Genomic DNA, 25,586 nt, shown 5'->3' on the forward strand with positions numbered 1-25,586 from the left:
GAAGAAAGGAGGAACACGTAATGCCAAAGGTAGCAGTATACAACGTGAGTGGTTCGCAAGTCGGCGACATCGAGCTGGCTGAAGCGATCTTCGGCATCCAGCCGAACACCCATGTTATGCACAGCGCCGTGGTCCTGCAGCAAGCTGCAGAGCGCCAAGGCACGCATAAGACCAAAGGTCGTTCGGAGGTTCGCGGCGGTGGCCGCAAACCATGGAAACAAAAAGGCACCGGTCGCGCTCGTCAGGGCAGCATCCGCTCCCCGCAATGGGTAGGCGGCGGTACCGTATTCGGCCCGACTCCGCGTTCTTACGGATTCAAGCTTCCTAAGAAAGTGCGTCGTCTCGCCATCAAATCCGCACTGTCTTCCAAAGTGATCGGTAACGAAATCATCGTATTGGATCAACTGGCTCTGAGCCAACCAAAGACGAAGGAATTCAAAGGAATTCTGGGCAGTCTGAAGGTTGCTCGCAAAGCGCTGGTCGTAACAGCCAACTACGAGGACAACGTTGCACTGAGCGCTCGCAATATTCCAGGCGTCAAATTCCTGACCGTCGAAGGCATTAATGTTCTGGATGTATTGGCTCATGACCAACTGATCATCACGAAGGAAGCAGTCGAGAAAGTACAGGAGGTGCTTGCGTAATGAAGAACGCACACGATATTATCAAGCGCCCGATCATTACTGAGCGTACTAGCGAACTCATGGTAGCCAAACGCTATGTGTTCGAAGTCGACATGCGCGCCAACAAAACCGCAATCAAGCAAGCGATCGAGTCGATCTTCGGCGTAAAGGTCGCGAGCGTCAACACGATGCGCGTACCTGGCAAGCCAAAACGCCAAGGTCGCCACGCCGGATACACATCCGAGTGGAAAAAAGCGATCGTGCAGCTGACTGAAGAAAGCAACGAGCTCGAATTCTTCGAAGCGTCGGTATAATAAGAGACTAGACAAGTAAGGAGGGAATCGAAGTGCCAATCAAGAAGTATAAGCCGACTTCTCCTGCACGCCGTGCGATGTCCGTCTCGACGTTCGAAGAGATCACGACAAGCACACCGGAGAAATCGCTGCTGGCGCCGCTCTTCAAAAAAGCGGGCCGCAACAACCAAGGTAAAATTACCGTACGTCACCACGGTGGCGGGCACAAGCGTAAATACCGGATTATCGATTTCAAACGCAACAAGGACGGCATTCCTGGTAATGTAGCTACCGTCGAATACGATCCGAACCGCACCTCGAACATCGCGCTGATCCATTACGCGGACGGCGAGAAGCGTTACATCATCGCCCCTAAAGGTCTGAAAGTCGGAGACGTTATCACGTCCGGACCGGATGCCGACATCAAAGTAGGTAACGCGCTGCCGCTCGAGAACATCCCGGTCGGTACAGTTATCCACAACATTGAGATGAAGCCTGGCAAAGGCGGCCAACTGGTCCGCGCAGCCGGTACAGAAGCTCAATTGCTCGGTAAAGAGGACAACTACGCAGTTATCCGCCTGTCCTCCGGCGAAGTTCGTCGCATCCTGAAAGTTTGCCGCGCGACCATCGGTTCCGTAGGCAACGGGGATCACGAACTCGTCAAAATCGGTAAAGCCGGCCGTTCCCGCTGGCTGGGCAAGCGTCCTGAAGTACGCGGCGTCGTCATGAACCCGAACGATCACCCACACGGTGGTGGTGAAGGCCGTGCGCCAATCGGACGCAAATCGCCTATGTCCCCATGGGGCAAACCGACACTGGGCTACAAAACCCGTAAGAAGAAAAAAGCTTCCAGCCAATATATCGTTCGCGGTCGCACGAAGTAAGCTTAGCTTGACTTCGAGCGACTCGGACACTATTCTACGCCAGGTTAGCTGAAGGGAGGATCACCTATGGGTCGCAGTTTGAAGAAGGGGCCGTTTATCGACGGTTACCTGCTGAAAAAGGTCGAGGAACTGAATGAGGCGGACAAAAAAGTCGTCGTCAAAACTTGGTCCCGTCGTTCCACAATTTTCCCACAGTTCATCGGACATACGTTTGCTGTATATGACGGCCGTAAGCACGTGCCTGTATACGTAACCGAGGACATGGTCGGACATAAGCTGGGCGAATTCGCGCCTACGCGTACGTACAAAGGCCATACCGCCGACGACAAAAAAACCGGCAGAAGATAATCTGCCTTGACTAGCTAATTGTTCTGAGAGGAGGTTCTACCATGGCACAACAAGCAAAAGCTGTTGCGAACTTCATCCGTATCGCACCCCGCAAGGCTCAACTGGTCGTCGACCTGATCCGCGGCAAGCAAGTCGGTGAAGCGATCGCGATCCTGCGTCACACCCCGAAATCGGCGTCGCCGATCGTGGAGAAGCTGCTGAACTCTGCCATCGCCAATGCGGATCATAACTATCAGCTGGACGTCAACAAGCTGGTCGTATCCGAGGTGTATGTCAATCAGGGGCCAACTATGAAACGTTTCCGTCCACGCGCGATGGGTCGTGCGAGCCGGATCAACAAACGAACCAGCCACATTACTCTGGTGGTATCCGAAAAATAAGGGAGGGATAACGTGTGGGTCAAAAAGTAAACCCCGTCGGTCTACGGATCGGTATTATCCGTGACTGGGAATCGAAATGGTACGCGGGCAAAGATTTCGGCGATCTCTTGATGGAGGACGTAAGAATCCGTGACTACCTGAAAAAGAAGCTGAAAGACGCTGCTGTATCGAAATTCGAAATCGAGCGTGCCGCTAACCGCGTCAACGTGACGATTCATACCGCGAAGCCAGGCATGGTTATCGGTAAAGGCGGATCTGAGGTTGAGAACCTGCGTACGGAGCTTGCCAAGATCTCTGGTGGCAAGAAGGTTCACATCAACATCGCCGAAATCAAACAAGCTGACCTGGACGCTGTCCTCGTAGCTGAAAGCATCGCGTTGCAACTCGAGCGCCGGACTTCGTTCCGTCGTGCGCTGAAGCAAGCGATCCAACGCACGATGCGCGCAGGCGCAAAAGGAATCAAAACTTCGGTTAGCGGACGTCTGGGCGGCGCCGAGATCGCTCGTACCGAAGGCTACAGTGAAGGAACCGTGCCGCTGCATACGCTGCGTGCCGATATCGATTACGGAACTGCTGAGGCGTTCACGACTTATGGTCTGATCGGCGTCAAAGTATGGATCTACCGTGGCGAAGTCCTTCCTGCTAAAAAAAGAACAGCAGCAGCTCCCCAGGAAGGAGGCAACTAAATCATGTTGGTACCTAAACGCGTCAAGCACCGCAAGCAACAACGCGGCCATATGAGAGGTCGCGCCAAAGGCGGCACCGAGGTGCTCTTCGGCGAATACGGCCTGCAGGCTACTGAGCCGGCATGGATCACGAACCGTCAGATCGAGGCCGCTCGTATCGCCATGACCCGTTACATCAAACGGGGCGGTAAAGTCTGGATCAAAATTTTCCCGGCCAAACCGATTACTCAAAAGCCTCTCGAGGTTCGGATGGGTAGCGGTAAAGGTAACGTTGAGAAATGGGTAGCCGTAGTCAAACCAGGTAAAATCATGTTTGAACTTGCTGGTGTCCCTGAAGATATCGCGCGTGAAGCAATGCGTCTTGCTGCACACAAGCTTCCGGTTAAAACGAAGTTTGTGAAACGCGAAGAAGTGGGTGGTGAAACAAATGAAAGCTAGTGAATTTCGCAACCTGACCTCCGCCGAGATCGAGCAAAAGGTCGCCGGCTTCAAGGAAGAGTTGTTCAACCTACGTTTTCAATTGGCTACCGGTCAACTCGACAATCCGACTCGCATCCGCGACGTACGGAAAGAGATTGCTCGCGCCAAAACAGTTTTGCGCCAAAGAGAGCTCGGAATCAGCAGCTAATTCATAGATTACGATTAACTGCTTTGGCCTCTCCGACAGGCTGAAGGAAGGAGGAAGAACATGAGCGAACGTAATGCCCGCAAAGTTCAAACCGGCAAAGTTGTCAGCGACAAAATGGACAAAACGGTAGTGGTGGCTGTAGAAACCTACAAAAAGCACACGCTGTACAACAAGCGTATTAAATATACGAAAAAGTTCAAAGCCCATGATGAGAACAACCAAGCCAAAATCGGCGACGTGGTACGGATCATGGAAACTCGTCCGCTTTCCAAGGACAAACGCTGGAGACTCGTAGAAGTCGTAGAAGCAGCGATTATCCTGTAAGCTGAACGGATGCAAGCTTTCAACTCTGTATTTCTGACCGGAAGGAGGACGTTACAATGATTCAACCATTTACACGCTTGAAAGTGGCTGACAACTCGGGCGCCAAGGAACTGATGTGTATCCGCGTACTGGGCGGCACTGGACGTCGCGTAGCTCACATCGGCGATCTGATCGTATGCTCCGTCAAACAAGCAACACCCGGTGGCGTTGTCAAGAAAGGCGATGTTATCAAAGCGGTTGTCGTGCGTACAAGAAACTCGGTTCGCCGTAAAGACGGTTCTTACATCGCATTTGACGAGAACGCAGCTGTCATCGTGAAGGACGACAAAAGCCCGCGCGGCACACGTATCTTCGGACCTGTTGCTCGCGAACTGCGCGACCGTGACTTCATGAAGATCGTATCGCTGGCTCCGGAAGTTATCTAAGACCTCAGAGGTCTTGTAGTACGAACCAATACTTTTGCTCACGAAGTGAGGTGTGAGAAATGCCAAGGCTGAAAAAGATCCTGGAATCCCATAACAACAAGCTGCATGTGAAGAAGGATGACAATGTCATCGTCATCACCGGCAAAGATAAAGGCAAAAAAGGTCGCGTCATCGCTGCTTATCCGCGTGAGAATCGTGTCCTGGTCGAAGGTGTGAACATGGTGAAAAAGCATGCTCGTCCTTCGCAACAAAACCCGCAAGGCGGTATCCTGGAGCAGGAAGCAGCGATTCACGTATCGAACGTGATGCTGATTGATCCGAAAACAGGCAAACCGACCCGCGTCGGCTATAAAGTGCAAGAAAACGGCAAGAAAGTCCGGGTAGCGAAATCCGGCGCTGTAATCGACTAATCCCTTTGACAGAAAGGAGGTCCATAAATCGTGGCTATCAGAATGAAAGATCGTTTTTTGAATGAAATTACACCGAATCTGATGCAGAAGTTCAACTATTCTACTGTGATGCAGGTGCCGAAGATCGAGAAGGTCGTCATCAACATGGGTGTTGGCGAAGCTGTTCAAAACTCCAAGGTGCTGGACGTTGCTGTAGAAGAGCTGAGAATCATCTCGGGTCAGAAGCCGGTTATCACACGGGCTAAGAAATCGATCGCCGGTTTCAAGCTTCGTGAAAATATGCCGATCGGGGTTAAAGTAACACTGCGCGGCGAGCGTATGTACTACTTCCTCGACAAACTGTTTAATGTCGCTCTTCCGCGCGTACGTGACTTCCGCGGGATCTCCACCAAAGCGTTCGACGGCCGTGGCAACTATACGCTTGGTCTGAAAGAACAGCTGATCTTCCCGGAGATTGAGTACGATAAAGTCGACAAAGTCCGCGGTATGGACATTGTTATCGTAACAACGGCAAAAACGGATGAAGAATCTCGTGAATTGCTGACCCAACTGGGTATGCCGTTTGCGAAGTAATCCACTTCTAGGAGGTGTAAAACCCAGTGGCAAAAACTTCGATGAAAATTAAGCAACAACGTACGCCGAAGTTCAAAGTGCGCGCCTACACACGCTGCGAGCGTTGTGGCCGTCCGCATTCCGTGCTCCAAAAGTTCAAAATTTGCCGGATTTGTTTCCGTGAATTGGCATATAAAGGCCAGATCCCTGGCGTCAAAAAAGCAAGCTGGTAATCAGCCGAGTTCGGGAAGGAGGTTTACAACAAATGGTTATGTCTGATCCGATTGCAGATATGCTGACGCGCATCCGCAACGCGAATGTGGTCCGTCATGAGACCGTGGAAATGCCCGCTTCGAAATCGAAGAAGCAAATCGCTGAAATTCTGAAACGCGAGGGCTTCATCCGTGACGCAGAGTATATCGAGGACAACAAGCAAGGGATGATCCGTATTTTCCTGAAATACGGCCCTAACAACGAGCGTGTCATCACCGGGTTGAAACGCATCAGTAAACCAGGTCTGCGCGTATACACGAAAAGTACAGAAGTGCCACGCGTGCTGGGCGGATTGGGAATCGCGATTATTTCCACATCCAAAGGCATCGTGACCGATAAAGAAGCACGCCAAGGCAAAGCCGGCGGCGAAGTGCTTTGCTACGTTTGGTAATCACTCGTTAAACGATTGGAGGTGTAACAATGTCCCGTATTGGCCGTAAACCTATCCAGGTGCCAGCTGGCGTAGACATCAAGCTGGATAACACACAACTTACTGTAAAAGGTCCTAAAGGCACGCTCACTCGCGAGCTGCACAAGGACATGAAGATCGTCATCGCGGAGAACGAGATCACGGTTGAGCGTCCTTCCGATAACAAAATGCACCGTTCCCTGCACGGCACGACGCGCAGCGTCGTGGCAAACATGGTGAACGGCGTGACTGAAGGTTTCTCGAAATCGCTGGAACTGGTCGGCGTCGGTTACCGTGCCAACAAAGCTGGCGACAAGGTCGTCCTGAACGTCGGCTATTCCCATCCGGTCGAGATCAACCCTGAAGGCGGCGTGGAATTCGAGGTTCCTACGAACACGAAGATCATCGTCAAAGGGATCGACAAGGAATTGGTCGGCGCATTTGCAGCAAAAATCCGCTCCGTGCGCGAGCCTGAGCCGTACAAAGGCAAGGGCATCAAGTACGAAGGCGAACGTATCCTTCGCAAAGAAGGTAAAGCCGGTAAGAAGAAGTAAGCTCTCCCTCGCGAGCGCTTAGCTTCAGACCGGTCCCAAGGCAAAAGAAGGGAGTGAACCTCTAATGATTACTAAAGGCGATAAGAACAAAGCGCGTCTGAAACGGCATCTGCGTGTGCGTAAGAAAATCAAGGGCACAACTGAACGTCCAAGATTGTCCGTATTCCGTTCCGCTAAACATATCTACGTCCAACTGATCGATGACGTTCAAGGTGTAACCCTGGCAACAGCTTCGACACAGGACAAAGAGCTGAAGTCGATCACAAGCGGCGGCAACGTCGAGGCAGCCAAGCAAGTTGGTCAACTGGTAGCTGATCGTGCAAAAGCGAAAGGCGTAACCAGAGTGGTCTTCGATCGCGGCGGTTACTTGTACCACGGCAGAATCCAAGCGCTGGCGGACGCAGCTCGCGAAGCTGGATTGGAATTCTAATCAGAATTCACTTAAGAGGAGGTAAAACGACTTGCGTGTAGATCCTAATTCGTTAGAATTGACTGAGAAAGTGGTCCAAATCAACCGCGTATCTAAAGTTGTCAAGGGCGGACGCCGCTTCAGCTTTAGTGCTCTCGTGGTTGTGGGCGACGGCAAAGGCTGGGTTGGCGCAGGGATCGGTAAAGCTGGCGAGGTTCCGGATGCGATCCGCAAAGGAATCGACGACGCCAAGAAAAACCTGATCCAAGTTCCACTCGTAAAAACAACGATTCCTCACCTGGTGCTCGGACATTTCGGCGCAGGCGAAGTACTGCTGAAGCCGGCATCCGAAGGTACGGGCGTTATCGCTGGCGGACCGGTACGTGCGGTTCTCGAGCTGGCAGGTGTGGGCGATATCTTGACCAAATCTCTCGGTTCTTCCAACGCCATCAACATGGTTAACGCGACGCTTGAGGGCCTGTCCCGTCTGAAGCGTGCGGAAGATGTAGCCAAATTGCGCGGAAAAACCGTCCAAGAGATCTTGGGCTAAGGAGGGGTATACGATGGCAAAATTGCAAATCACCCTCGTGCGCAGTTTGATCGGCCGTAACGAGAAGCAACGTGCGACAGTTCAAGCCCTTGGACTTCGTAAAGTGAATCACTCGGTTATTAAAGCAGACAACGAAGCCATTCGCGGCATGGTGAACCATGTTAGCCATTTGGTCAAAGTTGAAGAAGTGCAGGCTTAATTGTCTGCACGAGCCATTACAGTGAACCAATAAGGAGGTGCAACGAACGATGAAATTGCATGAGCTTCAGCCAGCAGCCGGATCCAAGCAAGTCGGCAAGCGTAAAGGCCGCGGGATCGGTACCGGCAACGGCAAAACTGCAGGTCGCGGTCACAAAGGCCAAAACGCTCGCTCCGGCGGCGGTGTCCGTCCAGGCTTCGAAGGCGGACAAAACCCATTGTATCGTCGCTTGCCGAAACGTGGTTTCAACAACCCGTTCCGTAAAGAATATGCCGTTGTTAACATTGAAGATTTGAACAGCTTTGCAGCAGGAACCGAAGTTACGCCTGAGCTTCTGATGGAGCAAGGGGTTGTCAAAAATCCGCAGGATGGCATCAAGATTCTCGGAAACGGTGAAATCAAGGTTCAACTGACTGTTAAAGCCAACAAATTCTCTCAATCTGCGGTAGAGAAAATTCAAGCTGCCGGCGGTAAAACCGAGGTGATCTAACGTGTTCAAGACTTTGTCCAACATATGGAAAGTGGAGGATCTGCGTAAGCGCGTGCTGTTCACGTTGTTCGTCCTGCTGATCTTCCGCATCGGTTCTTTCATCCCGGTTCCTAACATTGACAAGTCGGTATTTGAAGCGATGAATGAACAAAGCACGAACATCTTTGGTCTGCTCAACACCTTCTCCGGTGGCGCGTTGTTCCAGTTCTCGATCTTCGCGCTCGGGATCATGCCTTACATTACAGCTTCCATCATCGTCCAGTTGCTCTCTATGGATGTTATTCCTAAGTTTGCAGAGTGGGCGAAGGAAGGCGAAAACGGCAAACGCAAGCTGGCTCAGATTACGCGGTATGGTACGATCGTACTCGGTCTGATCCAAGCTTACGCTACTGCCATCGGCTTTAACCGTCAGTACAATGCTCAGTTCGTTCTTGATCCGAGCTTTGCCACCTATACGATGATCGCTATCGTCCTGACGGCAGGTACGGCGTTCCTGATGTGGCTCGGTGAGCAGATCACTGAGAAGGGTATCGGCAACGGCATCTCGATCATTATCTTTGCTGGTATCGTAGCAGGCATCCCGCAGCATATGCGTACTATCTACACTGAGAAACTGATGGATGCAGGCGATCAGCTCTTCCTGAACATCCTTCTGGTCGTGCTCATCGTTATCGCGGTCATCCTGATGATCGTGGGCGTTATCTACGTCCAGCAGGGCATCCGGAAGATCCCGGTCCAATACGCGAAGCGTGTGGTCGGACGCAAGATGTACGGCGGACAGTCGACGCATATTCCTCTCAAGGTAAATGGCGCCGGCGTTATCCCGGTTATCTTCGCCGTATCGCTCCTGATGTTCCCGGTTACGATCGCTCAATTCTGGTCTGGGCAAGCATGGTCGAACTGGATTCAAAATCACCTCATGTACACCAAGCCGCTGGGCATGGTCCTTTACGTGCTGCTGATCATCGGATTCACGTTCTTCTATACTTTTGTTCAGATCAACCCGACTCAGATGGCGGATCAGATGAAGAAAAATGGTGGTTATATCCCGGGCGTGCGCCCAGGCAAGCCGACCAGTAGCTACATCACGCGCGTCATGTCGCGGATCACGCTCTCCGGAGCGCTGTTCCTGGCGCTGATCTCCATCATCCCGATCTTCTTCGGTCAGTTGGCCGGTCTTCCGGATACGGTACAGCTGGGCGGAACCTCGCTTCTCATCGTCGTCGGCGTTGCGCTGGATACGATGAAGCAGATCGAGAGCCAGTTGATCAAACGCCACTACAAAGGGTTTATCAATAAATAACACTAGGTTCAGAGCGGGCTATGCGAGCATCCTTCGGATGCTTCGTCGGCCCGGCCGAGCCTATTGTGCTTAAAGTGAGGAACTCGACAATGAATATCCTGTTCATGGGCCCTCCCGGCGCCGGCAAAGGTACGCAAGCGGAGCGGATCGTTGAGGAATTCAACATTCCCCACATCTCGACTGGCGATGCGTTCCGTCTTGCGATGAAGCAAGGCACGCCGCTCGGCCAGAAGGCCAAAGAATATGTCGACCAAGGACTGCTCGTCCCGGACGATGTGACGAACGGTATCGTACGCGAACGTCTGCAGCAGGACGATTGCGAGGCAGGCTTCCTGCTCGACGGCTTCCCGCGGACAACCGCGCAAGCCGAAGCGCTCGATGAGATGCTCGCCGGCATGAACCGCAAGCTGGATCATGTGATCAACCTGAAGGTTGACCGCAGCCTCTTGCTGGCTCGTCTGACGGGACGCCGGATCTGCAAATCGTGTGGATCGACCTACCATGTGTTGTTTAATCCTCCTGCACAGGAGGGTGTGTGCGCGAAGTGCGGCGGCGAGCTGTACCAGCGTTCGGATGACACCGAGGAGAAGGTCGGTACACGTCTCGACGAGTATATCTCGAAGACTGCGCCGCTGCTCGCTTACTACGAGAAGCAGGAGCTGCTCCGCGAGGTTGACGGAGAGAAAGAAATCGATACGGTGACAACCGAGATTGCCGATTGCTTGCGGGGTACGGAATGATCATCTGCAAATCCGAAGTGGAACTGGGTTTCATGAGGGAAGCAGGACGCATCGTTGCGGAGACGCATCGACTGATGGCGCAATCCGTCAAACCGGGTATTACTACCAAGGAGCTTGACCGGATTGCCGAAACGTATATACGGAGCCAGGGCGCCGTACCGTCTTTCAAAGGTTACAATGATTTCCCTGCCAGTATATGTGCTTCTGTAAACAACGAGTTGGTGCACGGTATTCCTGGTTCGCGCAAGCTGAACGAAGGGGATATCATCAGTATCGACATCGGCGCACAATTCAATGGCTACCATGGAGATTCGGCCTGGACCTACGGGGTCGGGGAGATCTCCGAGGAGTCTGCCCGCCTGCTCGACGTAACGGAGAAATCGCTATACGCCGGACTTGCGCTCATCGAACCGGACGTTCGACTGTACACGGTCTCGCATGCGATTCAGCAAGTGGTGGAAGAGGCAGGATTTTCGATCGTTCGCGAGTATGTCGGACACGGCATCGGGGCCAAACTGCATGAAGAACCACAGATTCCCAACTACGGTATCCCGGGACGCGGACCGCGTCTGAAGCCGGGGATGGTGCTGGCGATCGAACCGATGGTCAACATCGGCGAACGTTATGTGCGTACCCTGCAAGACAACTGGACGGTCGTCACCGAGGACGATTCGTGGTGCGCTCACTTCGAGCATACGGTAGCCGTCACCGAGGACGGGTATGAGATCCTCACCCGACTTCCGGAGTAGCAACGTTATGCCAGAGCAGCTACAGCCTCGGATCGGTCAGCTCGTCACCGTGCTGCGCGGCAAGGACGAAGGCACGCATGCCGTGATCGTCGCCCTCGTCGATGAGCGCTTTGTGATGATCGCCGACGGCCACAAGCGCAAAGCCCAGGAGCCGAAGAAAAAGAATCTGCTTCATCTGGCGCTCCATCCGCAGGTCAGCGAGGAAGTGGCAGACAGCCTGCGCGAGAGCGGCAGCGTGACGAACGGGAAACTGCGATTTGCGATTCAGAAGTATATACAACGGAAAGGAGAATAACTGTGACCAAGGAAGATGTGATTGAAGTCGAAGGTACGGTCATCGAGCCGCTGCCCAATGCGCATTTCAGGGTGGAACTGGAGAACGGCCATCAAATCCTCGCCCATGTGTCCGGCAAGCTCAGAATGCACTTTATCCGCATCCTGACCGGAGACAAAGTGGTAATCCAGTTGTCGCCTTATGATTTAACAAAAGGTCGTATCACCTATCGGAAGTAGGCTGCTCATGTAGTCTGGTTGCGAAGTATTCGGGAGGGAATCACAATGAAGGTCAGACCTTCGGTCAAGCCGATCTGCGAAAAATGCAAAGTCATTCGTCGCAAAGGCAATGTAATGGTGATTTGTGAAAATCCTAAGCATAAACAAAAACAAGGTTAAGAAGGAGGGAAACGGAATATGGCTCGTATAGCTGGTGTAGACTTGCCGCGTGACAAGCGCGTAGAGATCGCTCTGCAGTATATCTTCGGAATTGGTCAAACCACGGCCAAGAAAATCCTGGGTGAAACAGGCATCGACGCACAGACACGTGTTCGCGATTTAACGGAAGACGAGGTTAGCAAACTGCGCGAGACGATTGATAAATCGGTCAAGGTAGAAGGCGACCTGCGTCGTGAAATTTCGTTGAATATTAAAAGGTTGATTGAGATCGGCTGCTACCGCGGTATCCGTCACCGTCGTGGTCTGCCTGTTCGTGGTCAACGGACCAAAACTAACGCCCGTACACGGAAAGGTCCTCGTCGGACCGTTGCGAACAAGAAGAAATAAGGGGGGATAACTGAAATGGCTAAACCGAAAAAAGTGGTCCGTACCAAACGTCGTGACCGTAAAAATATTGAATCTGGCGTAGCGCACATCCGCTCGACATTCAACAACACTATCGTGACGATTACGGATCCGCACGGCAACGCGATTTCTTGGGCAAGTGCTGGTAACCTGGGCTTCAAAGGTTCCCGCAAAAGCACGCCGTTTGCAGCGCAAATGGCAGCCGAGTCCGCCGCGAAAGCCGCAATGGAGCACGGAATGAAAGCTGTAGAAGTCATGGTTAAAGGCCCGGGCGCTGGCCGTGAAGCTGCGATCCGTTCGCTGCAAGCCGCAGGTCTTGAAGTGAACATGATCAAAGACGTCACACCGGTTCCGCACAACGGATGCCGTCCACCGAAACGTCGCCGCGTATAGTTCATTTGATTGTGGTATCAAATATCTGCAACTTGTGAATAATGGTTGTGAAGGTTAGGCATACTACATGATTTGACCGCATAACGCTAGGTACGGAGCGACGTTTTTGAAGGAGGGTTCAATTAGTGATTGAGATCGAAAAGCCGAAGATCGAAACGGTAGAACTGAATGAGGATGGCACGTACGGACGATTCGTCGTCGAGCCGCTCGAGAGAGGCTATGGCACGACGCTGGGCAACTCGCTGCGCCGGATTCTGCTTTCGTCGCTGCCAGGCGCGGCAGTGATATCTGTCCAGATCGATGGAGTGCTGCATGAGTTCTCAACGATTCCGGGCGTGATTGAGGATGTGACCGAGATCATTCTGAATCTGAAGGGCTTGTCCCTGAAGATTCATTCCGACGAAGAGAAAGTGTTGGAAATCGATGCGGAAGGCGAAGGCAGCATCACGGCCGGCGACATTCGCGCAGACAGCGATGTCGAGATTCTCAATCCTGATCTTCATATCGCCACCTTGGCCTCCGGCGCAAGACTCCACATGCGGGTGTTCGCCAACCGCGGACGCGGATACGTGCAGGCTGACCGCAACAAGCGGGAAGACCAGCCGATCGGCGTCATCCCTGTGGATTCCATCTACACGCCGATCACTCGCGTGAACTACGCCATCGAGAACACGCGTGTCGGCCAGGTGACCAACTATGACAAGCTGACGTTGGAAGTCTGGACGGATGGCAGCATTCGGCCGGAGGAAGCAGTCAGCCTCGGCGCCAAAATTCTCACGGAGCATCTGGATCTGTTCGTCGGTCTGACTGACGAAGCGAAGGACGCCGAGATTATGGTCGAGAAGGAAGAGGACAAGAAAGAGAAGGTTCTCGAGATGACCATCGAGGAGCTGGATCTCTCTGTTCGTTCGTACAACTGTCTGAAGCGCGCTGGCATCAACACCGTCCAGGAGTTGATCACCAAAACCGAAGAAGACATGATGAAGGTCCGCAACTTGGGCCGCAAGTCTCTCGAAGAGGTGCAGGAGAAGCTCGAAGAGCTGGGCCTGGGCTTGCGTACGGAAGATTAAGATCGCACACGGTACACTATAGAAGGAGGTTCTACGCAAATGGCTTATCAAAAATTAGGCCGTGATTCGAGCGCGCGTAAAGCATTGTTCCGCGACCTCGTCACTGACCTGTTCTTGTATGAGCGCATCCAGACAACGGAAGCGAAAGCTAAAGAAGTTCGCTCCATTGCCGAGAAGCTCATCACTAAAGCAAAACGCGGCGATCTGCATGCGCGCCGTCAAGTAGCAGCATTTGTTCGTCGTGAAACCATTGATGGAGAGCAGGATGCCATCCAGAAGTTGTTCTCCGAATTGGCCACCCGTTACTCTGAGCGTGCGGGCGGGTACACACGGATCCTGAAGCTCGGTCCACGTCGCGGCGATGCTGCGCCTATGGTATTCCTGGAGCTTGTCGATCGTGCGTAATTGACCGGAACGAGAAGGGGTGGACCACTTGGGGCCACCTTTTTTTTGTGAGATTCACCAAGCGAGGTGAATCTCACTCAGATCAGGCCGGCTACGGCCTGCAAGACATGGGAGTGAAGACATGCGGAACCTATGCATGACGGTGAGTTATGACGGGACGGACTACCACGGCTTTCAGAGCCAGCCAATCGGGAATACGGTGCAGGATGAGATCGAGAAGGCGCTCGGAAAGCTGACTGGCGAGGAGATCAAGATTCACGGGTCGGGTCGCACCGATGCGGGGGTCCATGCCTTTGGCCAGGTGTTCAACTTTCAGACGTCCTCGCAGATCCCGGTGGGCCGCTGGGCGGTGGCGATGAATACGTGGTTGCCCGACGACATCGTCATTCGCGATGCGCAGGAGGTACCGCTAGCCTTCCATGCTCGCAAGTCAGCCAAGCGCAAAACGTATCGCTACGCGATCCGGCTCGGCAAGCATCCCGATGTGTTCGCTCGTCGCTATGAGTTTCACCACTATAGCCCGTTGCAGCTCGAGCCGATGCAAGATGCGCTCTCCTGCCTGATCGGCGAGCATGACTTCACCTCATTCACCTCGATTCACTCAACCAAGAGCTCTCATGTGCGCACGATCTATGAGGCGTATATGGAGGAGCGAGATGGCGTCGTCTATACGTACATCACGGGCAACGGCTTTCTGTACAACATGGTGCGCGTCATCATGGGGACGTTGATGCGGATCGGCGAAGGCCGGATGTCGGCACAGGAGATGCCTTCGATCCTTGCGGCATGCGATCGTGCCAAGGCGGGTCCGCGGGCGATGGCGCATGGTCTGACGCTCTGGAGCGTGGAGTATGGCGATATCACAAGTTCTACTTGATCTTCGCGCTTCATTGTAGTAAAATATAACTTGTGCTTTCTTAGTGGCTATCCCACGGCCCCCAGCTAAGAACAGCGCAACACGCAACAACTCATTACCTTAACAACTAGGTTTGACAGGTTATAAACCACATTAAAACTAGAGCTCAACCTCTTAAACACGATAACGTTTTGTTTGAATGAATACAGGTTTGTTTGAACGAATGAAGGAGGATCATCCATGCGCACCACGTATATGGCCAAGCCGAATGAAGTTGAACGCAAATGGTACATTATCGACGCGGAAGGAAAAACGCTTGGTCGCTTGGCAAGTGAAGCAGCTGCGCTGCTCCGCGGCAAGCACAAGCCACAGTTTACTCCGCATGTAGACACTGGCGATTTCGTCATCGTCATCAATGCCGAGAAGATCGTATTGTCCGGCAACAAGCTGAAAGACAAGAAGTACTACCGTCACTCGATGCATCCAGGCGGACTGAAAGTTACTTCTGCTGAAGAAATGCTCGCGAAGTTCCCTGAGCGCGTCATCGAAAAAGCAATCCACGGCATGATTCCGCACAACCGTCTGGGTAACAAAATCAGACTGAAGCTGAAAGTCTATGCTGGCGCAAACCACCCACACCAAGCCCAAAACCCTGAAGTGTACGAGCTTCGCGGTTAATTAGAAGGAGGACAGTTTCATGGCTCAAGTGCAATACTATGGAACAGGTCGTCGTAAACATTCGGTAGCACGCGTGCGTCTCGTACCGGGTGAAGGACGAATCATTATCAATAAACGTGATCTGAACGAATACTTCGGTCACGAAACACTGAAATTGATCGTAAAACAGCCGCTGGCTTTGACTGAAACCCTGTCGAAGTACGATATCCTCGTACTCGCTCATGGTGGTGGAACAACTGGTCAAGCAGGCGCGATCCGTCACGGTATCTCCCGTGCGCTGCTCAAAGCCGACCCTGAGTTCCGTCCGGCTCTGAAGCGCGCAGGCTTCCTGACGCGTGACCCACGGATGAAAGAGCGTAAGAAGTACGGCCTGAAAGCCGCTCGTCGCGCGCCTCAGTTCTCCAAACGTTAATATCTTTGCACGTGCAACGTGCTTCAAGCCCTTGGCCTTCTGGCCAAGGGCTTTTGTTTGATCCGATGTGTGCGGGAGCGTCGTCAAGTCGTCCTGACTTCGTCACTCGCTACAGCGGGAGTGCGTTAGGATCAGGCGGAGCCGGGTATGTCTCACAGGCTACCGCAGAAACTTCTTGAGCTTGTCCAGCTTGTCGCCGTAAGGCGGGAAGGCGAAGCCGGGCTCGAAGCGGCTGCTCTTGCGCAGGACGCTCTTGCGATGCGAGAACAGCTCGAAGCTGTGGCGGCCGTGATAAGCGCCGATCCCGGAAGTGCCGACGCCGCCGAACGGCAGGTGATGGCTGGCGACATGCATGATCGTATCGTTGACACAGCCGCCACCAAAGCGTACGCGATCGACGATCTCGGCGATGCGGCTCTCGCGCTCGGTGAATAGATAGAGCGCCAGCGGCTTGGGGTGACGCTCGATGATCGCGATCGCATCCTCCAGCGCGTCGTACGTCAGGACCGGCAGCAGCGGGCCGAACAGCTCTTCTTGCATCACTGCGTCGTCGATTGAGACGCCATCCAGCAGGGTCGGCGCGATGTATAGCTCCTCGCGATCCCGAGCGCCGCCGTGGACGATCCGGCTGGCATCCAGCTCCAGGATAGCGGCCAGACGGTCAAATTGCCTCGTATTGACGATACGTCCGTAATCCGGCGAGGTCTGCGGCTGTTCACCGTAAAAGTCGACCATCGCTTGCCTCATCCGCTTCACCAGCTCTTCACGGATGGAGCAATGTGCCAGGACGTAGTCCGGCGCGATGCAGGTCTGGCCCGTGTTGATCAGCTTGCCCCAGACGATGCGTTTGGCGGCGATGTCGAGCTTGGCTGTCTCGTCGACAATGACCGGGCTTTTGCCGCCGAGCTCCAGGGTGACCGGCACGAGTCGCTGCGCTGCAGCCTCCATGACGACCTTGCCGACCGCCGTGCTCCCGGTGAAGAAGATGTAATCGACCGGCGAGTGGATCAGCGCCGAGGTCGTCTCTTTCTCCCCTTGGACGACGCTTACGTAGGCGGGCTCGAACGTCTCGGTGACCAATTGTTCGATGAGGGCAGCCACATGAGGCGTGCTCTCGCTTGGCTTGAGGATGGCGCAATTGCCGGCGGACAAGGCGCCGATGAGCGGCTCGATGACCAGTTGGAACGGATAGTTGAAGGGGCCGATGATCAGCACGGTGCCATAAGGCTCGCTGCGGATTTCGCTGGAGCCGGGCAGCAGGGGCAGCGGGGTCCGCACGCGCTTGGGCTTGGCCCATTTGCGCAGATGCTTGAGCGTATAGTCGATGCTGCGCAGGACGATCAGAATTTCGGTCAGGTAGGTTTCGGTTTCGCTTTTGCGCAGATCCTGATGCATCGACTCCATTATCTGCGGCTCCATCCGCTGGATGGCCGCCTTGAGCCGCCTCAGCTGCTCGAGACGGTAGTCAACGTCGCGTGTGCGACCCGATGCCCAAAACGCTTGCTGCTGCTTCAGAATCGCTTCGACCTTCGCAGCCGTCACAGGTTCCGCTATCATCAGAGAGCCTCCTTTACCCAAGAGCTGGGATTTGTTCCTAGTGTAGCAGTTTGATTGCTCGCTATGCAATCGAGGCGCGTGCGATCAGCCTTGGGCATAAGATAATAAACATATTGAACAATCGTGTTGGAAGACGTATAATTAAAAGCAGATAAAGTTACTAGGAATTCAAACGACGGAGGTCATTCCAATGAATCTGTTTGAGAAGGAAGCGCTGATTCAGCAGAAGGAAGTTGAACTGGAGAGCGCATCGGCAGAGGCTATTCTGAAGTATGCGATTGAGACATTCCCGAACATTACGTTTGCCTGCAGCTTTGGGGCGGAGGATGTCGTGCTTGTCGATATGCTGCAAAAGGTGAAACCGGGGACGGATATTTTCTACCTGGATACGGATTTTCACTTCAAGGAAACGTATGAGACGCGCGACAAGCTGGCTGAGATCTATGGGATCAACTTCATCGAAGCCAGACCGGTGCTGACTCCAGAAGAGCAAGCGGCCAAGCATGGCGAGGAGCTGTGGAAATCGGAGCCGAACCTGTGCTGCAACATCCGCAAGGTCGAGCCACTGACCGAGATTCTGTCCAAATACGACGCCTGGATCACCGGCATCCGTCGCGATCAGGCGCCTACTCGCGCCAATGCGAAAAAAATCGAATATGACACCAAGTTCGGACTTGTGAAGTTCAATCCGATCGCCGATTGGACCAGCGAAGACGTCTGGAATTATATCCGCGCGAATAACGTCTATTATAACCCTCTCCATGACAATCACTACCCAAGCATCGGCTGCGAGCATTGCACCCGTCAGGTGATGCCAGGCGAGGACCCGCGCGCTGGCCGCTGGTCGGGTAATGAGAAGACAGAATGCGGACTTCATAAATAAGCTGTGAACCAACATACAGGAGGTTTTTGGAGCATATGAGCACGATTCAACCGCACGGCGGCTTGCTGGTCAACCGGGTAGCCAAAGGCGAGGCACGCGACCAACTGTTGGCAGAGGCGGTCGGGCTGACGTCGATTACGATCAACCCGTGGACAATCTCGGATCTCGATCTGATCGGGGTCGGCGCCTTCTCGCCACTGACTGGTTTTTTGAATGAGGACGACTACAACTCGGTCATCGAGCGGATGCGGCTGGCCGATGGAACAGTATGGAGCATCCCGATTACATTATCTGTGAGCGAGGGCAAGGCAGCGGAGCTGGCTGTCGGCGAACGGGCCGCACTGATCGGAGAAGACGGCGTCACGTACGGCGTCATCGAGGTCGGAAGCATCTACAAGATCGATCAACTTCATGAGGCGCAGCAGGTATTCAAGACGACCGACGACGCGCACCCAGGCGTACAGAAGCTGCTGTCGCGTTCCGCTACTTATGTGGGCGGCGACATTACCGTGCTGAACCGTCCGAAGCCCGACCGCTTTGGCGAGTATTATTTTGACCCAGCCGAGACGCGCCGCCTCTTTGAAGAGAAGGGCTGGCGCACCGTTGTCGGCTTCCAGACGCGCAATCCGGTGCACCGGGCCCATGAGTATATCCAGAAATGCGCGATGGAAATCGTCGATGCGCTGTTCCTCAATCCGCTCGTCGGCGAGACCAAATCGGATGATGTGCCGGCAGGCGTCCGCATGAAGAGTTATGTGGCGCTGCTCGAAAACTATTATCCACAGGATCGCGTGTTCCTCGGGGTATTCCCGGCTGCGATGCGCTATGCCGGCCCGCGGGAGGCGATCTTCCATGCAATGGTTCGCAAAAACTACGGCTGCACCCACTTCATCGTCGGTCGCGATCACGCCGGGGTAGGCGACTACTACGGCACGTATGAAGCGCAGGATTTGCTGCGTTCGTTCCCGGCTGAGGATCTTGGCATCACGCCATTGTACTTTGAGCATAGCTTCTTCTGCAAGGCTTGCGGCAATATGGCGTCGAGCAAAACCTGCCCGCATGACAAGGAGCAGCATCTGACGCTCTCCGGCACCAAAGTACGGGCGCTGCTGCGGGATGGGGTCTGCCCGCCGCCGGAGTTCTCCCGTCCGGAAGTGGCCAAGATTCTGATCGAAGGCATGACCGAGAGTTACGTCGTCTAGCTGCGATTGCGCGCCAACCTGTGCGCATATTGAACCGCCTCGTCCCATAAGATGATAAGGAGAGCAGGCTGTCCTGACGGATTGCCTGCAAGCCTTGTACAATGTGGGAACGGGGGCGGTTTTTTGATGTTAGGGCGCTGGCAACGCAGGCGAAGACTGGTCATCTGGTTGAATCATCGTGGAGTGCTGCGCATCGGGATCGCCGTCAGCACAGTCGTATTAACACTGCTCTTCTTGACGCAGGAGCTTCCTTCCTCGCGGACATGGACCTACTGGACCTTGCCGCTCTCAGGTAAGGTGATCGTTCTAGACGCCGGACATGGGGGCGTAGACGGCGGCGCGTTAAGCAAGCAAGGCTTAATCGAAAAAGACCTCAATTTGGCGATCGCTCTGCAGCTCCGGGACTATCTGCAGGAGGCGGGCGCGCTCGTCTATATGACGCGAGAGGGCGACTATGATCTGGCTGGAGAGGGGACGCGGGGATACAGCAGGCGCAAGACCGAGGATCTGCTCGAACGGGCCCGACAGGTCAAGGAGCGCGGAGCCGATCTGTTGATCAGCATCCATATGAACAGTATTCCGCAGACGCGCTGGTCCGGAGCGCAGACGTTCTATTATCCCAATCATCCGGGCAATGAAACGCTCGCGTACTTCATCCAGGAGGAGCTGCGGCGCAATCTGGAGAATACGAACCGACTCGCAGGAGAGGTGAATACCGTCTACCTCTTGAAGGCGATAGAGGACATCCCTACCGCGCTTGTGGAGGTGGGCTTCCTGTCCAATCCGGGCGAGGCGAAGCGACTTGCCGATCCGGCTTACCAAAAGCAAGTAGCGGCATCGATCTATCAGGGAATCATCCGCTTCGCTTCGGGGGAGAAAGGTCCGGGGCTAATCGGCTCGGCACATAACCGTCGTTAACAAGACAGGCTGGCCGGAGGAGGCTGGGGAGAAACTGTGGTATAATGGGTGCAGAACAATCGACCCCAGCAAAGGTGTGTGAAATGGTCTATGTTAACCCGAGAGCAAGTGTTGGAAGCGATACAGCCCTTTACAGAAAGCGCAGTAGCTGAGGGCAGCAATCAGGAAATTGTCCACATCCGCGATGTGATGGTCAAGGAGCGCCAAGTTTCGATGACGGTGCTGATCGCTGGCGACGCGCCGCAGCCAACGCTCGAATCGGCGCTGCGGGAGGCGCTGGAGCGTATCGGCGCGGAGTCGGCCCATCTGCGGTTCCGCCCGTTGCCGGAGAGCGCTTCGACGCAAGGTAAAGCCGCTAGCGCGGACGCTGGCCCGCCGGTGTCCCCGGGACAGCCTGTCAAGGGCCACGGCGCTGGCCTTGAGGCCCATCCGCTGCTGGATGAGCGCAGCGGCACGCGATTCATCGCCATTGCCAGCGGCAAGGGCGGGGTAGGCAAGTCGACGGTAACGGTCAATCTGGCCGTGGCCTTGGCCCGTCAAGGCCAGCGGGTCGGAATCATCGATGCCGATATCTATGGCTTTAGTATCCCCGACATGATGGGCATTGAGGAGCGGCCGGAGCTTGTCGATAACCGCATCATCCCGATTGAGCGTCACGGCGTCAAGGTCATTTCGATGGGCTTCTTCGTCGAGGACAACAGCCCTGTCGTATGGCGCGGGCCGATGCTGGGCAAGATGCTGCGCAATTTCTTCGAGGAAGTGCAGTGGGGTGAGCTGGACTATCTGCTGCTCGACCTGCCGCCCGGTACAGGCGATATTGCCCTGGACATTCACCAGATGATCCCGCATAGCGAGGAGATCATCGTCACGACGCCGCATGCGACGGCCGCATTCGTCGCTGCCCGGGCAGGGACGATGGCGATCAAGACGCAGCACCGCATCCTGGGCGTCGTCGAGAACATGTCTTGGTATGAGACGAAGGATGGCGAACGGGATTATGTGTTTGGCCGCGGCGGCGGGGGTCAACTGGCGGAGACGCTTCATGTAGAGCTGCTCGGGCAGATCCCGCTGGGCGCGCCTGACAATCACGTGTCCGAGCCTGATTTCTCGCCATCGATCTACAAGGCAGAGACCGCTACTGGACAATTGTACAACGCGATGGCCCAACGTGTGCTGGAGCTGAGCAAGGTCGAGTCCCGATAAGCAGTCCTGTAGTAATACAAATAGCCTCCAGTGCGCCTGTATAGCGCCCTGGAGGCTATTTAACATGGGCTTAAGAGGCAGATCCATCCTCTCCTTTGCCGTCGCCGCCGTCTTCCTGTCCGCTATCCTCGCCGCCGCCGTCCTCGCCTTCTTTTTTCTCCTTCTGCACTTTCTCGTCAGGCTTGGGCGTGAGCTCTTCCTTGACCGCTGTTCGCATCAGGTCGAGCAGTTGCAGCTTGGCGAGCGGACTTTGCATGCCTTCCTGCATAATTGTAGCGATATGCTTCCGATATTGCGTGCTTTGCAGGACATCGAGGATCATGCGGTCCATTTCGGGATTTTTCATCACCTTGATCAGATCCTCTTGATAAGCTGGGTCTTTCATGAGTTCTTTGTGGATTTCCTTGTTTTGGGCGTTGACCGCTTTGGCGAACTCGCCGGCGAAGCGGGGATCGACCATCAACTGCTTCAGCACTTTATCGTAGTCGGGAGAGACGAGTACTTCCTTCACAGCCATCCGTACTTGTTCCTTGTCGTGGACCGAGAGCATGCCCATCCCCATGCCGCTGCTTTGTCCGCTTGTCGTCATGGACGATTCCTGCAGCGCTTTTTGCGCATCTTCGGTCTTGAGGATGTCGATGACCATCGACTTCATATCCTTATAGCTGATCGGCTCGCTGCTGCTGCTGGCCTCCGAGCCGCAGCTTGCGAGCAAGATCGTCATGAGAGCGGAAAGCAAGAGAACGGACCAGCGGTTGCACCGCATATCAGTGGACTCCCTTCTTGGGCAGTCGACTGTGAGCCAGTCGGACTGCGAGCTGTTTTCGTCCCGCTTAGTATGCGCATTGTTCACGGGATTATCATGGGGGAGCGATAGCTTTTTGTTGTGAAAGTAGGTAAAATGAAGGGGATGCAGAGGAGGCTGGGGAAAGTGAATTTAAAGAAGTGGTTTTTTCTGTTCTGGAGTTGTATGGCGGTGGGCGCTGTCGTCACAGCGGTGACCGGATCGATCATGCAATGGACGGATCAGGACTTTGGTTTTATGGGGCTGGAGGCCGCTGGCTTTAATGCGGCGATGATGGCGCTGGTCGGAACGATGATCGGGGCGTTTAGCCAGATGGGCTTTTTTGCTTATCTGACCCTTAACTATATTGCCCTCAGTATCTTGCGCAAAAAGTATCTATGGAATGCGCTTCAGGCGTATACGTCGCTGTTTGCGGTGCTGGGGCTGGGGTATATGCTGTATGAAAATCGCGCAAGCTTTAACAACTGGCTGTTCTGGGCGCTGCCGATCGTACTGGCGGGGATTGCGCTAATTGTAGCTAATATTAAGGTGCGGCAAACAAATGGCACCGCCTTTGTGCCGACCTTGTTCCTGATGGTCGTGGTCACCTTCATCGAAGCATGGCCGGCACTGGGAGCAGAGAATAATACATCGGCGGTTATTTTTATGTTTGCGCCATTGATCGCTTGCAACGCTTATCAGATTCTGATGCTCCATCGCTTGGTCAAGCCGTCGGACGAGCCCAAGGCAAGCTGATCAGAACGTTTTGAGACGATCCAGATCGGAAGCGGGCATGAAGGAAGCTTTGTCCTGAACGGACTTGCCATCGACCTCCGTTTGATTGATGAGCTGGGTCACGGTGACGAACTCATAGCCTTGCGCGCGCAGTTGATCGATAATGGCGGGCAGCGCTTCATGCGTTTGCTTGCACGAATCGCTGGCATGCATCAGTACGATGTCGCCGGGATGCGCCTTGCTGACGACACGGTTAATAATTTTGTCGGTGCCGATGTTCATCCAGTCGAGGGAGTCGGTATCCCATTGGATCACTGTATACCCAAGTTCGTCGGCAATCCGCAGCACGCGTTTGTCGAAGTCGCCGTTAGGCAAGCGGATCAAGTTCGGGGATTTACCTGTGCTTTCCGTCAAAATGCCATGCGCGGTCTGGATCTGCTTGCGGATATCTTCATCGCTGTATTTACTATAGTTGTCATGCTTGTGTCCGTGACTTCCAATCTCAAAGCCGCCATCTACGATTTGCTTGACAATGTCGGGGTGTGACTCGCTCCACGGGGATGAGAGGAAAAACGTGGCGTTCTTAACGCCTTTTTCTTCGAGCACCTTGAGGATTGGCACCGTCCGTTTATCGCCCCAACTGATGTCGAACGTAAGCGCAATAACCTTCTTATCGGTCGGCACACTGTAGATGGCTGCAGGCTGCTGCGGAGCGAATACGGTGATGTTGTCTTTTTCGGCGTACACGACACCTGCGGAGAACAGCAGCGCGACGGCAATGAGGAAATAACGTTTGACCTTGCGTCCATTGATTACATAGAACATATTCATACGGGCGGTTGCTCCTTTCCTTTCGGGACTGGACAAGACAATGAGACCTACTTGGTACAATGTATGCTCGTACAAAGCAGTTATGCTTCGATGTTCGGACAAATTGTAAGCTTCAGATGGAGAGGGGGGAACCTATGTTTTCGTGGCGGGCTATGAAGCAGCATTTTATCGAAATGAGAGGCTATATCGCCTTTATGACGATCCTATTCCTGGCGGGAATTTTCGTCGGCGCCTCCAATGCCAGCTTGGAACAGATGATCTCCGGGCAGATCGCCGGACTGCAGGAGATGTCGAGACAAATCGACGAGAGCAGCAATCCGGGACTGATGATGTTCTTGTTTATCTTTTTCAATAATGCGATTAAATCGCTGCTCGTCATGTACCTGGGCGTGTTTTTCGGAGTGGTCCCGCTGTTTTTTATCTTGATTAATGGCATGGTGCTGGGCTATCTGTTTGCGAATAATCCGCAGCCATCGATAGACTTGTTCACGTTAATTACGAGAGGCATTTTGCCGCACGGGATCATTGAGATCCCCGCGATTATTATTGCAGGCGCCTATGGGGTGCGATTTGGCGTTCTTACATTCAAGGGCATCGGAGCATTGTTCCGCCGGGACGGCCGTTTCGGCCGAGTGTATGAAGCCTTCGCTGTGCGGACAGTGCCGCTGATGGTGTGGCTGACGGTCGGTCTTTTGCTGGCTGCTGTCATCGAGAGCACAGTGACGGTCTGGTTGCTGTCGACGGCCTTCAACTGAAAATTTACCTTGGATAGCTTCCGTGACAAGGTATATTATGGCCTACTATCTGAGCATAACAATAAGGCAGCGCCCCGCGTCATGCAGGGAGCTGCCTTCAATTGTCTATAGGATCTCGAAGGAGGGCCGGCGCTCAAAATGATCGGAATGCTGTTTAATGATAAGGAATGTCGCGAGCTGGATTATGTGCTCCGCAAGGAACTCGATGAGATGCTGCTCGATCTGAACGACAAGCGGATGGATGGCGATATTAGGCGGGCAATCGCCAGCAGATATCGGGTCGTCTTCCGGATGTATGCCCGGATCGCTTCTCCAAAGGAATTGTCCCGATATGCAGTCAATATGAAGACGACGAAGCCGTGAAAAAGCAAGTCCAAGTTTTTTGATTGCAGGTCTTGACGACAAATGAGGAATTATGGTAAAGTAACATTCGCTCCTTTAAAAGAGAGCAGTCAACTTACTTGCTGTAATGGACAGGACAAGCTTTAACTCAAAAACAATTTGAAAAAAAAGCTTGCATTGTCGGTGAGACCTGTGATATATTATAAAGGTCGCCGCAAGACGGGGACAACAAGAGAAAGTGTTCTTTGAAAACTGA

The 25,586-nt window shown here is 53.9% G+C and carries 42 protein-coding genes; 39 read left to right on the forward strand and 3 right to left on the reverse strand.

Annotated features, from left to right (window positions below; genetic code table 11):
• Positions 1-20 precede the first annotated feature (20 nt).
• The 32 genes from rplD (at position 21) to rpsI (ending at position 16,120) form a co-directional block, all read left to right on the forward strand.
• The gene (rplD, locus tag PA598K_RS27025) at positions 21-644 is read left to right on the forward strand and encodes a 50S ribosomal protein L4 (RefSeq protein ID WP_128659926.1); all 624 of its coding nucleotides are present in this window, start codon (positions 21-23) and stop codon (positions 642-644) included.
• Positions 644-937: a 50S ribosomal protein L23 gene (rplW, locus tag PA598K_RS27030; protein WP_128659927.1), complete on the forward strand. Its 294-nt coding sequence runs from the start codon at positions 644-646 to the stop codon at positions 935-937. The genes rplD and rplW overlap by 1 nt, the downstream gene beginning before the upstream one ends.
• A 32-nt stretch (positions 938-969) precedes the next feature.
• Positions 970-1,800: a 50S ribosomal protein L2 gene (gene rplB, locus PA598K_RS27035; RefSeq protein ID WP_128659928.1), complete on the forward strand. Its 831-nt coding sequence runs from the start codon at positions 970-972 to the stop codon at positions 1,798-1,800.
• A 66-nt stretch (positions 1,801-1,866) separates the two neighbouring features.
• Positions 1,867-2,148, forward strand: coding sequence for a 30S ribosomal protein S19 (gene rpsS, locus PA598K_RS27040; protein ID WP_128659929.1), 282 nt, complete (start codon positions 1,867-1,869; stop codon positions 2,146-2,148).
• A 41-nt stretch (positions 2,149-2,189) separates the two neighbouring features.
• On the forward strand, positions 2,190-2,528 hold the full coding sequence (gene rplV / locus PA598K_RS27045; protein WP_020620142.1) for a 50S ribosomal protein L22: 339 nt from the start codon (positions 2,190-2,192) through the stop codon (positions 2,526-2,528).
• Positions 2,529-2,542: 14 nt separating this feature from the next.
• Positions 2,543-3,214: a 30S ribosomal protein S3 gene (gene rpsC / locus PA598K_RS27050; protein WP_128659930.1), complete on the forward strand. Its 672-nt coding sequence runs from the start codon at positions 2,543-2,545 to the stop codon at positions 3,212-3,214.
• Positions 3,215-3,217: 3 nt separating this feature from the next.
• Positions 3,218-3,652 carry a 50S ribosomal protein L16 gene (gene rplP, locus PA598K_RS27055; RefSeq protein ID WP_128659931.1) on the forward strand — a complete coding sequence of 145 codons (435 nt, stop codon included), beginning with the start codon at positions 3,218-3,220 and terminating at the stop codon, positions 3,650-3,652.
• The gene (gene rpmC, locus PA598K_RS27060) at positions 3,642-3,842 is read left to right on the forward strand and encodes a 50S ribosomal protein L29 (RefSeq protein WP_020620145.1); all 201 of its coding nucleotides are present in this window, start codon (positions 3,642-3,644) and stop codon (positions 3,840-3,842) included. Before rplP ends, rpmC begins: the two co-directional genes overlap by 11 nt.
• Positions 3,843-3,902: 60 nt before the next feature.
• Positions 3,903-4,166, forward strand: coding sequence for a 30S ribosomal protein S17 (gene rpsQ / locus PA598K_RS27065; RefSeq protein WP_128659932.1), 264 nt, complete (start codon positions 3,903-3,905; stop codon positions 4,164-4,166).
• Between the two features lie 56 nt (positions 4,167-4,222).
• Positions 4,223-4,591 carry a 50S ribosomal protein L14 gene (rplN, locus tag PA598K_RS27070; RefSeq protein ID WP_128659933.1) on the forward strand — a complete coding sequence of 123 codons (369 nt, stop codon included), beginning with the start codon at positions 4,223-4,225 and terminating at the stop codon, positions 4,589-4,591.
• A gap of 59 nt (positions 4,592-4,650) precedes the next feature.
• Positions 4,651-5,001, forward strand: coding sequence for a 50S ribosomal protein L24 (rplX, locus tag PA598K_RS27075; RefSeq protein WP_221414183.1), 351 nt, complete (start codon positions 4,651-4,653; stop codon positions 4,999-5,001).
• A gap of 30 nt (positions 5,002-5,031) precedes the next feature.
• Complete coding sequence (rplE, locus tag PA598K_RS27080; RefSeq protein ID WP_128659934.1) at positions 5,032-5,574, forward strand: 50S ribosomal protein L5; 543 nt, start codon at positions 5,032-5,034, stop codon at positions 5,572-5,574.
• 26 nt (positions 5,575-5,600) lie between these two features.
• Positions 5,601-5,786: a type Z 30S ribosomal protein S14 gene (locus tag PA598K_RS27085; RefSeq protein ID WP_084136923.1), complete on the forward strand. Its 186-nt coding sequence runs from the start codon at positions 5,601-5,603 to the stop codon at positions 5,784-5,786.
• A 32-nt stretch (positions 5,787-5,818) separates the two neighbouring features.
• Positions 5,819-6,217, forward strand: a complete 399-nt coding sequence (gene rpsH, locus PA598K_RS27090; protein ID WP_020620150.1) for a 30S ribosomal protein S8 — start codon at positions 5,819-5,821, stop codon at positions 6,215-6,217.
• Positions 6,218-6,246: 29 nt separating this feature from the next.
• Positions 6,247-6,789 carry a 50S ribosomal protein L6 gene (gene rplF, locus PA598K_RS27095; RefSeq protein ID WP_128659935.1) on the forward strand — a complete coding sequence of 181 codons (543 nt, stop codon included), beginning with the start codon at positions 6,247-6,249 and terminating at the stop codon, positions 6,787-6,789.
• Positions 6,790-6,853: 64 nt separating this feature from the next.
• Positions 6,854-7,219 (forward strand): 50S ribosomal protein L18, encoded by a 366-nt coding sequence (gene rplR / locus PA598K_RS27100; protein WP_128659936.1) that lies wholly within the window; start codon positions 6,854-6,856, stop codon positions 7,217-7,219.
• A 31-nt stretch (positions 7,220-7,250) separates the two neighbouring features.
• Positions 7,251-7,748 carry a 30S ribosomal protein S5 gene (rpsE, locus tag PA598K_RS27105; RefSeq protein ID WP_020620153.1) on the forward strand — a complete coding sequence of 166 codons (498 nt, stop codon included), beginning with the start codon at positions 7,251-7,253 and terminating at the stop codon, positions 7,746-7,748.
• A 13-nt stretch (positions 7,749-7,761) separates the two neighbouring features.
• Entirely contained in the window at positions 7,762-7,947 is a 186-nt protein-coding gene (rpmD, locus tag PA598K_RS27110; RefSeq protein WP_128659937.1) for a 50S ribosomal protein L30, read from the forward strand.
• A gap of 49 nt (positions 7,948-7,996) precedes the next feature.
• Positions 7,997-8,437 carry a 50S ribosomal protein L15 gene (gene rplO / locus PA598K_RS27115; protein WP_128659938.1) on the forward strand — a complete coding sequence of 147 codons (441 nt, stop codon included), beginning with the start codon at positions 7,997-7,999 and terminating at the stop codon, positions 8,435-8,437.
• A gap of 1 nt (position 8,438) precedes the next feature.
• Entirely contained in the window at positions 8,439-9,740 is a 1,302-nt protein-coding gene (gene secY, locus PA598K_RS27120; protein ID WP_128659939.1) for a preprotein translocase subunit SecY, read from the forward strand.
• An 89-nt stretch (positions 9,741-9,829) separates the two neighbouring features.
• Positions 9,830-10,480 carry an adenylate kinase gene (locus tag PA598K_RS27125; RefSeq protein WP_128659940.1) on the forward strand — a complete coding sequence of 217 codons (651 nt, stop codon included), beginning with the start codon at positions 9,830-9,832 and terminating at the stop codon, positions 10,478-10,480.
• Positions 10,477-11,229, forward strand: coding sequence for a type I methionyl aminopeptidase (gene map, locus PA598K_RS27130; RefSeq protein ID WP_128659941.1), 753 nt, complete (start codon positions 10,477-10,479; stop codon positions 11,227-11,229). Before PA598K_RS27125 ends, map begins: the two co-directional genes overlap by 4 nt.
• Positions 11,230-11,236: 7 nt before the next feature.
• Positions 11,237-11,524: a KOW domain-containing RNA-binding protein gene (locus tag PA598K_RS27135; RefSeq protein WP_128659942.1), complete on the forward strand. Its 288-nt coding sequence runs from the start codon at positions 11,237-11,239 to the stop codon at positions 11,522-11,524.
• Between the two features lie 2 nt (positions 11,525-11,526).
• Positions 11,527-11,742, forward strand: a complete 216-nt coding sequence (infA, locus tag PA598K_RS27140; RefSeq protein WP_020620160.1) for a translation initiation factor IF-1 — start codon at positions 11,527-11,529, stop codon at positions 11,740-11,742.
• Between the two features lie 45 nt (positions 11,743-11,787).
• A complete protein-coding gene (rpmJ, locus tag PA598K_RS27145) occupies positions 11,788-11,901 on the forward strand; it encodes a 50S ribosomal protein L36 (protein WP_003333770.1) in 114 nt (37 codons plus the stop codon).
• 18 nt (positions 11,902-11,919) lie between these two features.
• Positions 11,920-12,288, forward strand: coding sequence for a 30S ribosomal protein S13 (gene rpsM / locus PA598K_RS27150; RefSeq protein WP_020620161.1), 369 nt, complete (start codon positions 11,920-11,922; stop codon positions 12,286-12,288).
• A 15-nt stretch (positions 12,289-12,303) separates the two neighbouring features.
• Complete coding sequence (gene rpsK / locus PA598K_RS27155) at positions 12,304-12,699, forward strand: 30S ribosomal protein S11 (protein ID WP_128659943.1); 396 nt, start codon at positions 12,304-12,306, stop codon at positions 12,697-12,699.
• A 125-nt stretch (positions 12,700-12,824) separates the two neighbouring features.
• Complete coding sequence (locus PA598K_RS27160) at positions 12,825-13,769, forward strand: DNA-directed RNA polymerase subunit alpha (protein ID WP_128659944.1); 945 nt, start codon at positions 12,825-12,827, stop codon at positions 13,767-13,769.
• Positions 13,770-13,808: 39 nt separating this feature from the next.
• Positions 13,809-14,174, forward strand: a complete 366-nt coding sequence (gene rplQ / locus PA598K_RS27165) for a 50S ribosomal protein L17 (RefSeq protein ID WP_128659945.1) — start codon at positions 13,809-13,811, stop codon at positions 14,172-14,174.
• A 121-nt stretch (positions 14,175-14,295) separates the two neighbouring features.
• A complete protein-coding gene (gene truA, locus PA598K_RS27170; protein WP_128659946.1) occupies positions 14,296-15,051 on the forward strand; it encodes a tRNA pseudouridine(38-40) synthase TruA in 756 nt (251 codons plus the stop codon).
• Between the two features lie 219 nt (positions 15,052-15,270).
• Positions 15,271-15,708, forward strand: coding sequence for a 50S ribosomal protein L13 (gene rplM, locus PA598K_RS27175; protein WP_128659947.1), 438 nt, complete (start codon positions 15,271-15,273; stop codon positions 15,706-15,708).
• A gap of 19 nt (positions 15,709-15,727) precedes the next feature.
• A complete protein-coding gene (gene rpsI / locus PA598K_RS27180) occupies positions 15,728-16,120 on the forward strand; it encodes a 30S ribosomal protein S9 (protein WP_020620167.1) in 393 nt (130 codons plus the stop codon).
• A 159-nt stretch (positions 16,121-16,279) separates the two neighbouring features.
• Here rpsI and PA598K_RS27185 read toward each other — a convergent pair whose 3' ends face one another.
• Positions 16,280-17,677 (reverse strand): aldehyde dehydrogenase, encoded by a 1,398-nt coding sequence (locus tag PA598K_RS27185; RefSeq protein ID WP_128659948.1) that lies wholly within the window; start codon positions 17,675-17,677, stop codon positions 16,280-16,282.
• A 190-nt stretch (positions 17,678-17,867) separates the two neighbouring features.
• Here PA598K_RS27185 and PA598K_RS27190 point away from each other — a divergent pair, with 190 nt between their 5' ends.
• The 4 genes from PA598K_RS27190 to PA598K_RS27205 all read left to right on the forward strand — a co-directional run bounded on the left by PA598K_RS27190 (position 17,868) and on the right by PA598K_RS27205 (position 21,883).
• On the forward strand, positions 17,868-18,560 hold the full coding sequence (locus PA598K_RS27190; protein WP_128659949.1) for a phosphoadenylyl-sulfate reductase: 693 nt from the start codon (positions 17,868-17,870) through the stop codon (positions 18,558-18,560).
• 35 nt (positions 18,561-18,595) lie between these two features.
• On the forward strand, positions 18,596-19,762 hold the full coding sequence (sat, locus tag PA598K_RS27195) for a sulfate adenylyltransferase (protein ID WP_128659950.1): 1,167 nt from the start codon (positions 18,596-18,598) through the stop codon (positions 19,760-19,762).
• 126 nt (positions 19,763-19,888) lie between these two features.
• Positions 19,889-20,680, forward strand: coding sequence for an N-acetylmuramoyl-L-alanine amidase CwlD (gene cwlD / locus PA598K_RS27200; RefSeq protein ID WP_128659951.1), 792 nt, complete (start codon positions 19,889-19,891; stop codon positions 20,678-20,680).
• A gap of 90 nt (positions 20,681-20,770) precedes the next feature.
• Entirely contained in the window at positions 20,771-21,883 is a 1,113-nt protein-coding gene (locus tag PA598K_RS27205) for an Mrp/NBP35 family ATP-binding protein (protein WP_128659952.1), read from the forward strand.
• Positions 21,884-21,953: 70 nt separating this feature from the next.
• On the opposite strand, the gene gerD is transcribed toward PA598K_RS27205, so the two are convergent.
• Positions 21,954-22,649, reverse strand: a complete 696-nt coding sequence (gerD, locus tag PA598K_RS27210; protein WP_128659953.1) for a spore germination lipoprotein GerD — start codon at positions 22,647-22,649, stop codon at positions 21,954-21,956.
• 165 nt (positions 22,650-22,814) lie between these two features.
• Between gerD and PA598K_RS27215 the strand changes: the two genes are divergently transcribed.
• Complete coding sequence (locus tag PA598K_RS27215; protein WP_128659954.1) at positions 22,815-23,423, forward strand: KinB-signaling pathway activation protein; 609 nt, start codon at positions 22,815-22,817, stop codon at positions 23,421-23,423.
• On the opposite strand, the gene pdaB is transcribed toward PA598K_RS27215, so the two are convergent.
• Entirely contained in the window at positions 23,424-24,233 is an 810-nt protein-coding gene (pdaB, locus tag PA598K_RS27220; RefSeq protein ID WP_128659955.1) for a polysaccharide deacetylase family sporulation protein PdaB, read from the reverse strand.
• A gap of 134 nt (positions 24,234-24,367) precedes the next feature.
• Here pdaB and PA598K_RS27225 point away from each other — a divergent pair, with 134 nt between their 5' ends.
• Together PA598K_RS27225 and PA598K_RS27230 are read left to right on the forward strand one after the other, a co-directional pair.
• Positions 24,368-24,988, forward strand: coding sequence for a stage II sporulation protein M (locus PA598K_RS27225; RefSeq protein WP_128659956.1), 621 nt, complete (start codon positions 24,368-24,370; stop codon positions 24,986-24,988).
• Positions 24,989-25,126: 138 nt separating this feature from the next.
• The gene (locus tag PA598K_RS27230; protein ID WP_128659957.1) at positions 25,127-25,351 is read left to right on the forward strand and encodes a hypothetical protein; all 225 of its coding nucleotides are present in this window, start codon (positions 25,127-25,129) and stop codon (positions 25,349-25,351) included.
• Positions 25,352-25,586: the final 235 nt, after the last annotated feature.

It is taken from the genome of Paenibacillus sp. 598K (genome assembly GCF_003851045.1).
Lineage (GTDB): Bacteria > Bacillota > Bacilli > Paenibacillales > Paenibacillaceae > Paenibacillus_D.